The organism is Micromonospora sp. NPDC000316, assembly GCF_042898885.1.
Taxonomy (GTDB): Bacteria; Actinomycetota; Actinomycetes; order Mycobacteriales; family Micromonosporaceae; genus Micromonospora.
In genome coordinates this window covers 89,234-101,683 of record NZ_JBIAZG010000004.1, presented here as the reverse complement: position 1 = coordinate 101,683, position 12,450 = coordinate 89,234, and the positions used below count along the sequence as shown (strand labels likewise).

The 12,450-nt window shown below is 71.6% G+C and carries 11 protein-coding genes and 1 pseudogene; 7 read left to right on the top strand and 5 right to left on the bottom strand.

Annotation, left to right across the window (positions count from 1 at the left end):
• Positions 1 to 23 precede the first annotated feature (23 nt).
• Complete coding sequence (locus tag ACFY2Q_RS11290; RefSeq protein ID WP_357010454.1) at positions 24 to 245, top strand: zinc ribbon domain-containing protein; 222 nt, start codon at positions 24 to 26, stop codon at positions 243 to 245.
• 154 nt (positions 246 to 399) lie between these two features.
• Complete coding sequence (locus ACFY2Q_RS11285; RefSeq protein WP_387129295.1) at positions 400 to 3,240, top strand: ATP-binding protein; 2,841 nt, start codon at positions 400 to 402, stop codon at positions 3,238 to 3,240.
• 47 nt (positions 3,241 to 3,287) lie between these two features.
• Here ACFY2Q_RS11285 and ACFY2Q_RS11280 read toward each other — a convergent pair whose 3' ends face one another.
• Together ACFY2Q_RS11280 and ACFY2Q_RS11275 are read right to left on the bottom strand one after the other, a co-directional pair.
• A complete protein-coding gene (locus ACFY2Q_RS11280; protein WP_387129293.1) occupies positions 3,288 to 3,827 on the bottom strand; it encodes a phospholipase in 540 nt (179 codons plus the stop codon).
• A 177-nt stretch (positions 3,828 to 4,004) separates the two neighbouring features.
• Positions 4,005 to 5,663 (bottom strand): glycoside hydrolase family 10 protein, encoded by a 1,659-nt coding sequence (locus tag ACFY2Q_RS11275; protein WP_387129291.1) that lies wholly within the window; start codon positions 5,661 to 5,663, stop codon positions 4,005 to 4,007.
• Between the two features lie 231 nt (positions 5,664 to 5,894).
• On the opposite strand from ACFY2Q_RS11275, the gene ACFY2Q_RS11270 reads away from it, so the two are divergent.
• Positions 5,895 to 7,391 (top strand): amino acid permease, encoded by a 1,497-nt coding sequence (locus ACFY2Q_RS11270; RefSeq protein WP_387129289.1) that lies wholly within the window; start codon positions 5,895 to 5,897, stop codon positions 7,389 to 7,391.
• Positions 7,392 to 7,398: 7 nt separating this feature from the next.
• Entirely contained in the window at positions 7,399 to 7,653 is a 255-nt protein-coding gene (locus ACFY2Q_RS11265; RefSeq protein ID WP_387129287.1) for a substrate-binding domain-containing protein, read from the top strand.
• Between the two features lie 24 nt (positions 7,654 to 7,677).
• Here ACFY2Q_RS11265 and ACFY2Q_RS11260 read toward each other — a convergent pair whose 3' ends face one another.
• From ACFY2Q_RS11260 to ACFY2Q_RS11250, 3 genes and pseudogenes are all read right to left on the bottom strand, one after another.
• A complete protein-coding gene (locus ACFY2Q_RS11260; RefSeq protein ID WP_387129285.1) occupies positions 7,678 to 8,403 on the bottom strand; it encodes a methyltransferase domain-containing protein in 726 nt (241 codons plus the stop codon).
• 435 nt (positions 8,404 to 8,838) lie between these two features.
• Positions 8,839 to 9,084 (bottom strand): annotated as a pseudogene (locus ACFY2Q_RS11255) (hypothetical protein); the annotation flags it as partial.
• Positions 9,085 to 9,122: 38 nt separating this feature from the next.
• Positions 9,123 to 10,760: an ABC-F family ATP-binding cassette domain-containing protein gene (locus ACFY2Q_RS11250; protein WP_387129284.1), complete on the bottom strand. Its 1,638-nt coding sequence runs from the start codon at positions 10,758 to 10,760 to the stop codon at positions 9,123 to 9,125.
• Between the two features lie 62 nt (positions 10,761 to 10,822).
• Between ACFY2Q_RS11250 and ACFY2Q_RS11245 the strand changes: the two genes are divergently transcribed.
• The 3 genes from ACFY2Q_RS11245 to ACFY2Q_RS11235 all read left to right on the top strand — a co-directional run bounded on the left by ACFY2Q_RS11245 (position 10,823) and on the right by ACFY2Q_RS11235 (position 12,436).
• A complete protein-coding gene (locus ACFY2Q_RS11245; RefSeq protein ID WP_387129283.1) occupies positions 10,823 to 11,593 on the top strand; it encodes an ROK family protein in 771 nt (256 codons plus the stop codon).
• Between the two features lie 101 nt (positions 11,594 to 11,694).
• A complete protein-coding gene (locus ACFY2Q_RS11240; protein ID WP_387129281.1) occupies positions 11,695 to 12,063 on the top strand; it encodes a tetratricopeptide repeat protein in 369 nt (122 codons plus the stop codon).
• Positions 12,064 to 12,181: 118 nt separating this feature from the next.
• Positions 12,182 to 12,436 (top strand): Smr/MutS family protein, encoded by a 255-nt coding sequence (locus ACFY2Q_RS11235; protein ID WP_007465523.1) that lies wholly within the window; start codon positions 12,182 to 12,184, stop codon positions 12,434 to 12,436.
• Positions 12,437 to 12,450: the final 14 nt, after the last annotated feature.

The window sequence follows — 12,450 nt, the reverse complement described above, 5'->3', positions numbered from 1 at the left end:
CAGGTCCACGTACCCTGGTTGTCATGCCCCGGTACGAGTTCCGCTGCCGCGCCTGCGGCGACACATTCGAGGTCAACCGCCCGATGGCGGCTGCCAGCGCGCCGGCCACCTGTCCACAGGGTCACGCCGACACGGTCAAACTGCTCTCTGCTGTCTCGGTCACCGGCCGCGGTGCCGGTGGCCCCGCCGGTGGCGCACCGGCTTCCGCCGGGGGCGGCTGCTGCGGCGGCGCCTGCGGCTGCTGATCGGCCGGATAGCAGCCGACGGGTGGGCCCGGTCCTTGCCGGGAGAGGGCCCGAGTGGCACCTTGAGGCGGCACTTGCCCGGCCGTTCTCACGATGCGTGACCGCTCGTACTCAGGCAGCATGAACCCGACGTTACGGGCGGAGGTTTCCACGCATGTCGCCACGGAGCCAGCTGCCGAGCGGTTGGGTGACCTTCGTGTTCACCGACATCGAGGGCTCGACCCGGCTGGCCCAGTTGCTTGGCGCAGACTACCGACCGGTGCTCGCGGAGCACCGCCGGCTGCTGCGTCGCACACTTGCCGCCACGGGTGGCGCGGAGCTGTTGACCGAGGGCGATTCGTTCTTCCTGGCCTTCGACGACGCGGCGGCGGCGCTTACCGCGTGCCTGACCGCCCAGCGAGCGTTGGCGAGTCACGACTGGCCCACCGAGGAGGCCGCCCCCCGGGTGCGGATGGGCCTGCACACCGGTTATGCCGAGCCGGGCGACGGTGAGTACGCCAGCCCCGAGGTGCACCGGGCCGCCCGGGTGGCCGCAGCCGCGCACGGTGGGCAGGTGCTCTGTTCGGCGTCCACGGCCCGCCGCGCCGATCCGCTGCCACCCGGTGCCACCCTGCTCGACCTGGGCCTGCACCGGCTGCGCGGCTTCGACGACCGGGAACGACTGTTTCAGCTCGTCGCGCCCGGCTTGGAGCGGCAGTTCCCCCGCCCTCGCACCGCCGACGCGGTGGCGCACAATCTGCCGACCCAGGTGACGTCGTTCGTCGGCCGGCGGGTCGAACGGGCCGAGCTGGGCCGGCTGGTGGAGCAACACCGACTGGTCACCGTGCTGGGTGCGGGCGGCGCGGGCAAGACCCGGCTCGCCGTCGAGGTGGCTGCTGGGGTGGTCGAGGCGTACCCGGACGGGGTCTGGTTCGTCGACATCGCCGCGGTGACCGACCCGGGGTTGGTGGCGTTCGCCGTCGCCGCGGTGCTCGGCCTGCGGCCCGAGCCGGGCCGGCCCATGCTTGACACCCTTGTCGAGTACGCGGCGGCTCGCCGGATGCTCGTCGTGCTGGACACCTGCGACACACAGCCGTCCGCCTGCGCCGAGGTCATCTCGCGGTTGCTCTCCGGCGGGACCGGCGTGCGGGTGTTGGCGACCAGCCGCGAGTCGTTCAGCCTGCCCGGCGAGGTGGTGTGGCGGATCCCGCCGCTCTCTGTCGACCCGCGGCCGGACGGCGCGGAGAGCGACGCGGTGGCGTTGTTGCTGGACCGTACGGCGGCGGCGCGCGGCGGTCGGCAGCCGGAGGCGTCCGAGTCGGCCGATCTGCGCCGGGTGGTGCAGCGGTTGGACGGGTTGCCGCTCGCGATCGAGTTGGCGGCGGCCCGGCTGCGGGTGCTCTCGGTGGGTCAGCTCGCCGAGCGGTTGGACGACGTACTCGGAACGTTGGACGCGGGCCGTGCGGAGCCGGAGCCGCCGCCGGTGGAGCGGGGCTGGTCGGGTAATCAGCAGGACACCGTGGATCTGGTGGCCGCGGCGATCGGGACGCCACCGCCCAGCCCTGCGACCAGGGCGGTGTACCGCTCCGCCACCGAACGGCACCTGACCATGCAGGCGACCGTCACCTGGTCGTACCGGACGTTGGGCCCTCGGGCCGCGCGGCTGCTGCGGTGGCTGGCGGTGTTCGCCGGGCCTGTGGACCTGCCGACTGTGGAGTGGCTGCTGGGCGACGACCCGCTGGATCCGCTGTCGGTGCTTGTGGACAAGTCGATGGTGCTCGCCGAGCCGCGTGCCGCCGGCAGCTCGTACCGGATGCTCGACCCGATCCGGGCGTACGCCGCGCGGCGGCTGGTCGAGGCGGGTGAGGAACACGCGGCCCGGGACCGGCACGTGGCCTGGTCGGCGCACGCGCTGGACCGCGCGCACCTGGGTCCGGACGGTCGGCCGGTGACGCTGTCGCTGTACACCCTCGATCCGTTGGCCGGCGAGCTGCGGGCCGCGCTGCGGTGGTGCGCCACCGGCGGCAGCGCCCGTGCCGGTCTCCGGCTGGCCGGGGGCCTGGACCAGTGGTGGCGCGAGCGTGGGCTGGCCCGGGAGGGTCGGCTCTGGCTGTTCCGGCTGTACGGGCGGATCGCCGAGACGGGCGAGCGGATTCCGGAGGCGGAGCTGGCGGCGGCGTACCACATGCATTCGCTGCACGCGGGCGCCGACGGGGAGTTCGCCGAGGAGCTGCGCTACTCGCAGCGGGCGGAGGCGGCGGCCCGGCAGGCTGGTGACGCCGGGCTGCTGGCCCGGGTGCTCGCCGGCCGGGCGGCGCCGCTCGTCGACATGGGCCAGTTCGTCGAGGCCGAGCGGGTGTGCCGGGAGGTCATCGACTGGGCCCACGGGCAGGACGTGGTCGGGGAGGCGCTGTTCGCGGTGTTCAACCTGGCGCAGTTGCTGTGGCGGCGCGGCGCGCTGGAGGAGGCGGCCGAACTGCTGGCGGCGGCGCGCCCGGTGGAGGCGGCGCGGCCGGTGGAGCGGGGCCGACGTTCGGTGGACATGCTGCTCGGAATGGTCGCCCTGGCCCGGGGCGACGTGATCGCCGCGCACGAGCACCTGCTGGTGGCGTTGCGTTCGCGGATGTACCACGGCTACCACGGTCGAGCGTGCGACACGTTGAACGCGATCGCGGTGCGCTGTGCGTTGAGCGGGGAGCGGTCGACGGCGGCCCGCCTGTTCGGGGCGGCGCAGGCCACCCGGTCGAGCATGCGGGGGGCGCCGGGCATCTACGGCGAGTACTGGGCTGAGCAGCAGGCGCAACTGCGTGGGGAGTTGGGTGACGCGGCGTTCGACGACGCGTACGGCGAGGGTGCCGAGTTGGGGTTGGACGAGGCGGTCACGCTGGCGCTCGACGTGGAACACCCGGACCTGGCGGCGGACTCGACCCGGTTCAGCACCGGCTTGGCCCAGCCCACACCGCGTCGCCCCGCCGACCCCGATCGCTACCCCGCCACCAGAACCGAACGCGCCTGACCCGCCCACCCCCCTGTCGCGTGCGAGGGGTGGGCGGGGAGCGGGGGTCAGCGGGCGGCGGCGCGGGCTTCGGCGTCGGCCTTCATCCGGGCGGCGCGGTCGATGTCGGCCTGCTGGACGGCGGCCACCGAACCGAAGATGCTGACTGCCTGGTAGTAGGTCCAGGCGAGGCTGTTGCATGCCGGGCGGACGACCGCGTTGTAGGTGGCGCAGACCCGCTTCAGGTCCGCGTAGAAGGCGTTGTCGAGGCGGGCCTTGTTGGCCGGGAACTGACTTACCGCCTTGTAGTTGCGGTAGCCGAAGTCGTGCCGGTAGCAGCTCATGTTGAACGTGAAGCCGAGCGGGTTGTCCGGGCTGGACGAGCAGTAGTCGGTGGACCAGTTGAAGTTGTACTCGGCCCACGGTGCCCGGTTGACCCGGGCGCTGTTCCACGAGTTGTAGCTGGACGCGCTTGTCTGCGTCCAGCTGGAGAGCACCGACAGCTTCTGCTGGGGGGTGACGGCTGCGGCGGCGGGGGAGGCGACGGCGATGGTGGCGAGCAGTGCGAGCGCGCCCGAGGCGAGCAGGGTGGTGAGACGTCGGGGCACGGGTTACCTCCGCGGGGGTGAGCGGGGAAGTTACCGGCGGGTTACCGGGTGTCGACAAGTTTCGATCAACTGATCAACTGGACGGTATGCGCCTCGCCAACTATTGGTGACATGCGTTGAAACAGACGAATGCCCCGGGTGTCGTGGCACCCGGGGCATTCAGCAGGGGTCGTACGGTCAGCGCATAACGAAGGCCGGCGGGCTGGCCGGGCTCTCGTTGGCGGTCCGGTCCAACGCGGTCACCTGGTAGGTGTAGCGCCGGCCCGGCTCGGCGGAGGTGTCCACCCAGGACTGCGCCCCGGGCGTGGCCCGAACGGTGTCGATCAGGTGGGCGGCGTCCGCGATGCCGCACCGGCCCGCAAGCGTGGTGCCGTCGAACCGGTAGATCGCGTACGAGGTGGCCGTACCCAGGGGGCCAACGCCGTCGGCGGGCTGCCGCCAGGTCAGCCGTACGCCGTCAGCCTCCCGAGCGGCCTTGGTGACCACCGGGAAGAGCAGGGGCCGGGCCGGCAGGTGCGGCATTGTCGGCACCAGCGCCGGCCGGGAGTAGTGCTCGGCGGCGTAGATGTCGGTGGCGCCGAGCCGGTTGGCGCGTACCTGCACGGCCGAGAAGTGCACATTGCCCTGCACCTCGGGGTACGACCGGTTGAGCGTCAGATGGTCGGACAGCTCGCGCGGGTTCTGCCAGAACGGCCCGTACGCCGGGTCGCCGCTCTTGTAGTCGGCCTGGCCGATGTAGAGCTGCACGCGGGTGCCGCGCACCGTCTCGGCCCACCACGGGACCAGCCGGGCGTAGTCGGCGGCCGGGTACTGGCCGATGTACCAGTAGAGCTGCGGCACCACGTAGTCGATCCACTCCTGCTTGATCCACTTGCGGGTGTCGGCGGAGATGATGTCGTACGACTGGCTGCCGGTCGTATCCGAGCCGAGCGGGTCGGCGGACTGGTTGCGCCAGATGCCGAACGGGCTGACCCCGAACTTCACCCACGGCTTCGCCGCCTTGATCTTGCCGTTCATCTCCTGGATCAGCAGGTTGATGTTGTCCCGCCGCCAGTCTGCCCGGTCGGTGAACCCCCTGTTGTACGCGGCGAACGCGGCATCGTCGGGCACCTGGTGGGTGCCGCTGGGGTAGGGGTAGAAGTAGTCGTCGAAGTGCACGCCGTCGACGTCGTACCGCCGAACCGCGTCCATCATCGCGGTCTGGACGAACTCGCGTACCTCCGGAATGCCGGGGTTGTAGTAGAGCCGGCTGCCGGCGACGCCGGCCGGCGGGTACGCGAAGGTCCAGTCCGGGTGCTGCCGCGCCGGGTGGCCGGGAGCGAGTTGGGAGAGCTCCGCGCCAGCACCGCCGGGGGCCGGCATGGAGACGCGGTACGGGTTGAACCAGGCGTGGAACTCCAGGTTGCGGCGGTGTGCCTCGCTGACGAGGAAGGCCAGCGGGTCCCAGCCTGGGTCCTGACCACGGATGCCGGTCAGGTATTCCGACCAGGGCTCGTGCGGCGACGGCCAGAGGGCGTCGGCGGTTGGCCGGACCTGGACGACTACGGCGTTGTGGTTGAGTCGTTCGGCGAGGTCGAGCAGGTCGCGGTATTCGGCCTGCTGGGCGGCGATCCGGTCCGGGCTGGTCTGGGACGCCTTGCTGGGCCAGTCGATGTTGACGACCGACGAGATCCACATCGCCCGGAACTGCCGTTTCGGCGTGGCCGGGTCGGTGACGCAGGCGGCGGAGGAGGTTGCGGCGCTCGCGGGGGTGGCGGCGTTCGCGGGGGTGGCGGCGACGAGCGTGCCGAGCAGGGCCGCGACCAGCCCGGCGGCTCCGAGTCGAGGTGCCTTCATGCGGTGTGTCCCTTCGTTGGGGCTCCCGGTGTCCTGGGCGACAGGGGTCGGCAAGATTCGCCGTCGCCTATTTGCCTCTGGAAGGAAATTTTCACACTCCGGGTCGTCGCCGCAAGGGGTTCACACCAGATCGCGTCATGTTTCCGGCGTGGTTGGTGACGCCCGTCGCTGGGTAGCAACGCCGGTCACCGGCCGCCACGGGGGTGGTCGCGCGGTGGGAGGGGTGAGCGCATGTCCGTGCTGCGAACCAAACCAATCCAGGACGTCATAGCCCAGGGCGAGGCCGACGGCACCGACGGCAAACTGGGGCTCAAGAGGCGGCTCGGCGCCGTCGACCTCACCGGCTTCGGCATCGGCATCGTGATCGGCACCGGCATCTTCACGCTCACCGGCATCGAGGCCCGCGACAGCGCCGGGCCGGGCGTGGTGATCTCCTTCGGCATCGCCGGCGTGGTCGCCCTGCTCGCCGCCCTCTGCTACGCCGAACTGGCCTCCAGCGTGCCGACGGCCGGCAGCGCCTACACCTACGCGTACGCCACGATGGGCGAGATCGTCGCCTGGATCATCGGCTGGGACCTGCTGCTGGAGTTCGCACTCGGCGCGGCGGTGGTGGCCCGCGGCTGGTCCGGTTACCTCGCCGAGCTGCTCGACCTGCCAACCCGCTGGTTCGGCGAGGAGGGCAGCACGGTAAACGTCGGCGCGATCGCCATCGTGCTGATCCTCGGCATCGTGGCGATCGTCGGCATCCGGGAGTCCGCCCGGATCACCAACCTGCTGGTGCTGGTCAAGGTGGCCATCTGCGTCTTCGTGGTGGTGGCCGGGCTGTTCTTCGTCCGGGCCGCCAACCTCACCCCGTTCATCCCGCCGGCCGAGCCCGCCGGCAGCGGCGACGACGGCATCAAGCAGCCGGTCACCCAGGCGCTGTTCGGGCTGGAACCGTCGGTCTTCGGCTTCGTCGGGGTGCTCAGCGCCGCCGCCGTGGTCTTCTTCGCGTACACCGGCTTCGAGGCCGTGGCCAACCTCGGTGAGGAGACGCGCAAGCCCAAGCGGGACCTCACCCTGGGTCTGCTCGGCACGCTGCTGATCTCCACGGTCCTCTACATCGGCGTGTCGCTCGTGGTGGTCGGCATGGTGCCCTACACCGAGATCGACAGGGGCGCACCCATCGCGTCGGCCTTCGAATCGGTAGGCGCGGGCTGGGCGGCGGTGCTGGTCTCCATCGCCGCGGTCGCCGGCCTGACGAGCGTCATCCTTGTCGACCTGGTGGCGATGGGCCGGATCGGCTTCGCCATCGCCCGGGACGGGTTGATCCCGCCCTCGATCGCAGCTGTGCACCCGCGCTGGGGCACTCCGTACCGGATCTCGGCGATCATGACGGTGGCGGTCGCGCTGCTGGCCGGCTTCCTGCCGCTGTCCGCCCTGGCCGACCTGGTCAGCATCGGCGCCCTCTGCGCGTTCGTGCTGGTCTCGGTCGCGGTGCCGATCCTGCGCCGCAAGCGCCCCGACCTGGAGCGCCCGTTCCGGGTGCCGTTCTCGCCGGTGCTGCCGATCGTGTCCGCGCTCGCCTGCTTCTACCTGATGCTCAACCTGTCGGTGGAGACCTGGCTGCGGTTCCTGGCCTGGATGCTGCTCGGCGCGGTGATCTACTTCGGCTACGGCTACCGCCGCAACCGGCTCGCCCAGCACCAGCCCGCCGTCGCCCCGTCGCCCCGCGAGCCGTCCGCCTGACCCGACGTTGTGCGGAAGGGCCCCCACGTCGCACGAGGCCGGCCTGCGAGTCCCCGGGGACGTGGCGGTGGCCGGCTTCGACGACATCGAGGACGGCCGGTTCTCGATCCCGACGCTGACCACGGTCGCGCCGGACAAGGAGCGGATCGCGCGCCTCGCCGTCGAACTGCTCGCCAACCGCCTGGACGGCGACCAAGCCGCCCCCGCCCGCGAACTATCCGCCCCCTACCGCCTAGAACAAAGAGAATCCACCCACCCCTGACCTACCCCGGCTGGGTGTGGGGGGTTAGTCGAAGAAGCGGGCTAGGTGGGATGGGGGTGCTGGGTTTTCGTCGGGGGGTAGCGGAGTCAGGTCGGCGAAGATGGAGGCGCCGTCGCAGCCGGCGTGCAGCGGATACCAGCGCGGGGTGCCCGGAGGCCGTAGCTGGCAGATCCCCTTGAACGTCTGCACGTCCATCAGCCGGACGTGTGTCGGGTCCGCCACCGCGTTGACGTGCCCCCACCACGGGCTCATCACATGCAGTACGCCGCCCGGGCGGAGCACCCGGTGGCACTCGTCCACCAGGGGCAGGAAGTCGATCAGGTGCTCCAGGATGTGTACGGCGAAGAGGACGTCCACCGAGTTGTCGGCCAGCGGCAGCGAGCCGGAGAGGTCCGCCACCGCGTCCACGCCCGGCGCCGGGAAGATGTCCAGCCCCAGGTTGCCCTGCCACTGCTTCGTCGGCCCGCAGCCGAGGTCCACCACCACCGGGTCCCGCCCGCCGACGCCGACCCGGCACCAGACGCCGTAGACGCCGGCCAGCCGGCCCACCAGATCCCGCACCAGCCGCAGGTCGTCGGGCTCGCCCACCTCACCACTGAGGTGGGCCACCCCCCTGTCGAACCGCACCTCGACCGCCAGACCACGCAGCCGGTCGTCGTGCCGGACCTGATCCGCCCACGCCTGCGCGAGGAACTCGTCGATCGCCCGCAGCCGGTCGGCCGAGGGTGGAGTCTGTGCCAAAGCAACCATTCAGGGCCACCTCCTGCCGCGCGTTACCCACATCCGCGCCCGATATGCCCCACTCGCCCGATCAGCATCGGGCGTCCGGCGCGGCGTTGGGTCGGCGTGGCGCTGGGTCGGGCTGGCGCTGGGGTCGGCTATCGAGGAGGGCCGGGGAACCGGAGCGAGCGTGATTCCACTGCGGCATCAAGATGCCCCAGCGGAATCATGCTGACGACTAGTTCCGAGACCCGAGCCCCGAGCGAAAGCCGGAACCAGAACCACGCGCCCGTGCTCGTGGGCAGGCCTCGCGCGGGTGTGGCGGATCGCGCCGGGGCCGCGGGTGCGTGGCCGGGCCGGGCGGGACGGGGCGGGACGGGGTGCGGTAGGTCAGCCGGAGAGGGTGCGGCGGCTGGGTCGGCCTCCGGCACGCATTCGTTGACGTGGTTGCGGGGCGGCCGGCTTCGGCCGCTTGAGGTGGTAGCGGTGCAGCTCGTTGTTGCCGGGCAGGGACGGGTCCTCGCTCATCGCGACCAACTCCCAGCCCTGGTCGCCGGCCCGGTTCAGGTGGGCCAGCGACGTGTCGCCGTAGGGCGTCACGTCGACCATCGAGCCGTCCGGGCCGTACCAGACGAAGACGACCTCCCAGCCGAGGTCGGTGGTCGCCGCCTGGCGACGGCGGACCAGCAGGGCGTACTCCCACTTGAGCATGGCGTCATTCTCACCCCGCGACGGTCCGCCGGCACGGATCAATCCTCGGCGATCCGCCCGCCGTCGACCCGGAGCCGCCGGTTCGTCTCGATGGCGGCAAGCATCCGCCGGTCGTGGGTGACCAGCAGCAGCGTGCCGGGGTAGCTGGCCAGAGCCGATTCGAGCTGCTCGATGGCGGGCAGGTCCAGGTGGTTGGTGGGCTCGTCGAGCACAAGCAGGTTGACGCCGCGACCCTGGAGCAGGGCCAGCGCCGCCCGCGTCCGCTCGCCGGGGGAGAGGGTGGCCGCCGGCCGCGGCACGTGCGCCGAACGCAGCCCGAACTTGGCGAGCAGGGTCCGCGCGTCCGCAGGCGACATGTGGGGTACGGCGGCGTGGAACGCGTCGATAAGTGGCGCGTCGCCGAGGAACAGCCCTCGGGCCTGGTCCACCTCGCCGACCACCACCCCCGGCCCCAGCGAGGCGGTGCCCTCATCCAGCGGCAGCCGGCCCAGCAGTGCGGCCAGCAGGGTGGATTTGCCCGAGCCGTTCGCCCCGGTCACCGCCACCCGGTCTGCCCAGTCGATCTGGAGGTCGATCGGCCCGAGCGTGAACCCGCCACGGCGTACCACGGCACCTCGAAGCGTGGCCACGACGGCGCCGGCGCGGGGCGCGGCGGCGATCTCCATGCGCAGCTCCCACTCCTTGCGGGGCTCCTCGACCGTGTCGAGACGCTCGATCAGCCGTTCGGTCTGCTTGGCCTTGGCGGCCTGCTTCTCACTGGCCTCGCTGCGGAACTTGCGGCCGATCTTGTCGTTGTCGGTGGCCTTGCGGCGGGCGTTCTTCACGCCCTTCTCCATCCAGCCCCGCTGGGTGCGGGCCCGTGCCTCCAGCCCAGCCTTGGTGTCGGCGTACTCATCGAAATCCGCGCGGGCGTGCCGGCGCGCCACCTCGCGCTCCTCCAGGTAGGCCGCGTAGCCGCCGCCGTACTGGTTGATCTGCTGTTGGGGCAGGTCCAGCTCCAGCACACGGGTCACCGTGCGGGTCAGGAACTCCCGGTCGTGGCTGACAAGCACCGTGCCGGCCCGCAACCCGGTGACGAACTCCTCCAGCCGTTCCAGGCCGGCCAGGTCCAGGTCGTTTGTCGGCTCGTCGAGCAGGAACACGTCGTAGCGGCTGAGCAGCAGCGACGCCAGCCCGGCCCGGGCCGCCTGACCGCCGGACAGCCCTGTCGTCGGATGGTCCAGGTCGACCGCGAGCCCCAGGTCGGCGCTTACCTGCTCGGCGCGTTCGTCCAGATCCGCGCCGCCGAGGGCGAGCCAGCGCTCCAAGGCGTCGGCGTACGCGTCGTCGGCCCCCGCCGCCCCGGCGGTCAGCGCCTCGGCCGCCGCGTCCATGGCGGCCTGCGCGGCGGTCACCCCGGTCCGGCGGGACAGAAAGTCGCGGACCGTCTCGCCCGGTCGCCGTTCCGGCTCCTGCGGCAGATGCCCGACGCTCGCGGTGGGCGGGCTGAGCCGGACGCTTCCGGCCTCCACCGGCAGCAACCCGGCGAGGGTACGCAGCAGCGTCGACTTGCCGGCGCCGTTCGGCCCGACCAGGCCCACCACGTCACCGGGGGCGACCACCAGGTCCAGGTTGGCGAAGAGTGGGCGGTCCCCGTGCCCGGCGGCCAGGTCCTTGACGATCATCGTGGCGCTCATCAGGACCGCAGCCTATCCGGCTGCCCGCATACGACCCGACGGCAGCGGGCACACTCAACGGCGTGGTGACCACTCTCGCGATCGACTGCGGTGGCGGCGGCATCAAGGCGTCCGTACTCGACGAGGCCGGCACGATGCGCGCACGGCCGCTGCGGGTGCCGACGCCGTACCCGTTGCCGCCCGCGCTGTTCGTCCAGACGCTGCTGGACCTGGGCAGGCAGCTACCGACGGCGGACCGGCTGACCGTCGGCATGCCCGGCATGATCCGGCACGGAGTGGTGGTGGCCACCCCGCACTACGTCACAAGAAACGGGCCACGTACCCGCGTCGACCCCGACCTGCTGGCCGAGTGGTCCGGCTGGGACGCGCGAGGTGCGCTTGCCGACGCGTTCGGGGTGCCGGCGCTCGTGCTCAACGACGCGGAGGTGCACGGGGCCGGGGTGGTCGCCGGCACCGGCTGCGAGCTGGTGCTCACCCTCGGGACAGGGCTGGGCAGCGCCCTCTTCGACGGTGGACGGCTCGCACCGCACCTGGAGCTGTCCCACGCGCCGGTGCGCTGGGGCACCACCTACGACACGTACGTCGGTGAGCCGGAGCGACGGCGACTCGGCGACGCCTTCTGGTCCCGTCGGATCCGGCAGGTGGTGGACGGGCTCCGCCCGGTGTTCCGCTGGGACCGGCTCTATCTGGGCGGGGGCAACTCCCGACTGATCCGGCCGGAGCAGCTGACCCGGATGGGTGACGACGTGGTGGTGGTGCCGAACACCGCCGGAATCGTCGGCGGTGTCCGTGCCTGGGAGCTGTCCGCCGGCCGCCGCAACGCCCGCACCTGAGCCGGAAGTGGCCTGGATCTCGACCCCGGGAACAGTCGCCAAACCTCAGGTGTTGTGCCAGCGTCGGGACAAGGTGACGGCGCGACCGAGGAGGTGGGCAGATGGATCTTCTGGCGGACTACCGGCGGGCGACCATGTTCTTCGAGACCGGTGACCCGAGCGGAGCGGCCCGACTGCTGGAGCCGATCGTGGACGCCGAACCCGGCAACTCTGCGGTCCGGCAGTTGCTGGCCCGGGCGTACTTCCAGTCGGCCCAGCTCAGCCGGGCCGAGGAGCAGCTCCGGGAGTTGGTCGACCGGGACCCGAGCGACCACTACGCGCACCACGTGCTGGGCCGGACGCTGGAGCGGCTGAACCGGCACACCGACGCGCTGCGGCACCTGCGGATCGCCGCAGCGATGCACGCGGACAACGACGACTACCGGGTGGCGCTGGAGCGGGTGACGATCCGCGTCAGCGGCACACGCTGAGCGCGAAACGGTGACGACAAGGGCGGTCCTGCGGGGCCGCCCTTCGTCGTACGGCGGGCGGCCCGTCGGGCATGCCTAGGATGGCGGGCATGGGACCTGACCGGCCGGGGGCTGCGGCATGAAGCTCAAGCTGGACCTGCACGAGATCTTCAACAAGGGCCAGGACATCGACCGGGCGCTGCGCGGAATCATGGACGAGGCGGTGGCGAAGAAGGCCACCCTCGTCGAGATCATCCCCGGCAAGGGGTCGGGGCAGCTCAAGAAGCGGGTGCTGCGGTTCCTCGACCAGAAGGACGTCAAGCAGCTCTACCACCGGGTCGAGAAGGATTCCAAGAACTTCGGCCGCCTCTTCGTCCACTTCCGCTGGAAGTAGTGTCGTGCTGCCCG

Bases quoted from the DNA above. Each gene is read 5' to 3' on its own strand.
- ACFY2Q_RS11290 (WP_357010454.1), top strand. From the start codon at position 24: ATGCCCCGGTACGAGTTCCGCTGCCGCGCCTGCGGCGACACATTCGAG.
- ACFY2Q_RS11285 (WP_387129295.1), top strand. From the start codon at position 400: ATGTCGCCACGGAGCCAGCTGCCGAGCGGTTGGGTGACCTTCGTGTTC.
- ACFY2Q_RS11275 (WP_387129291.1), bottom strand. From the start codon at position 5,663: ATGAAGGCACCTCGACTCGGAGCCGCCGGGCTGGTCGCGGCCCTGCTC.
- ACFY2Q_RS11270 (WP_387129289.1), top strand. From the start codon at position 5,895: ATGTCCGTGCTGCGAACCAAACCAATCCAGGACGTCATAGCCCAGGGC.
- ACFY2Q_RS11260 (WP_387129285.1), bottom strand. From the start codon at position 8,403: ATGGTTGCTTTGGCACAGACTCCACCCTCGGCCGACCGGCTGCGGGCG.
- ACFY2Q_RS11250 (WP_387129284.1), bottom strand. From the start codon at position 10,760: ATGAGCGCCACGATGATCGTCAAGGACCTGGCCGCCGGGCACGGGGAC.
- ACFY2Q_RS11240 (WP_387129281.1), top strand. From the start codon at position 11,695: ATGGATCTTCTGGCGGACTACCGGCGGGCGACCATGTTCTTCGAGACC.
- ACFY2Q_RS11235 (WP_007465523.1), top strand. From the start codon at position 12,182: ATGAAGCTCAAGCTGGACCTGCACGAGATCTTCAACAAGGGCCAGGAC.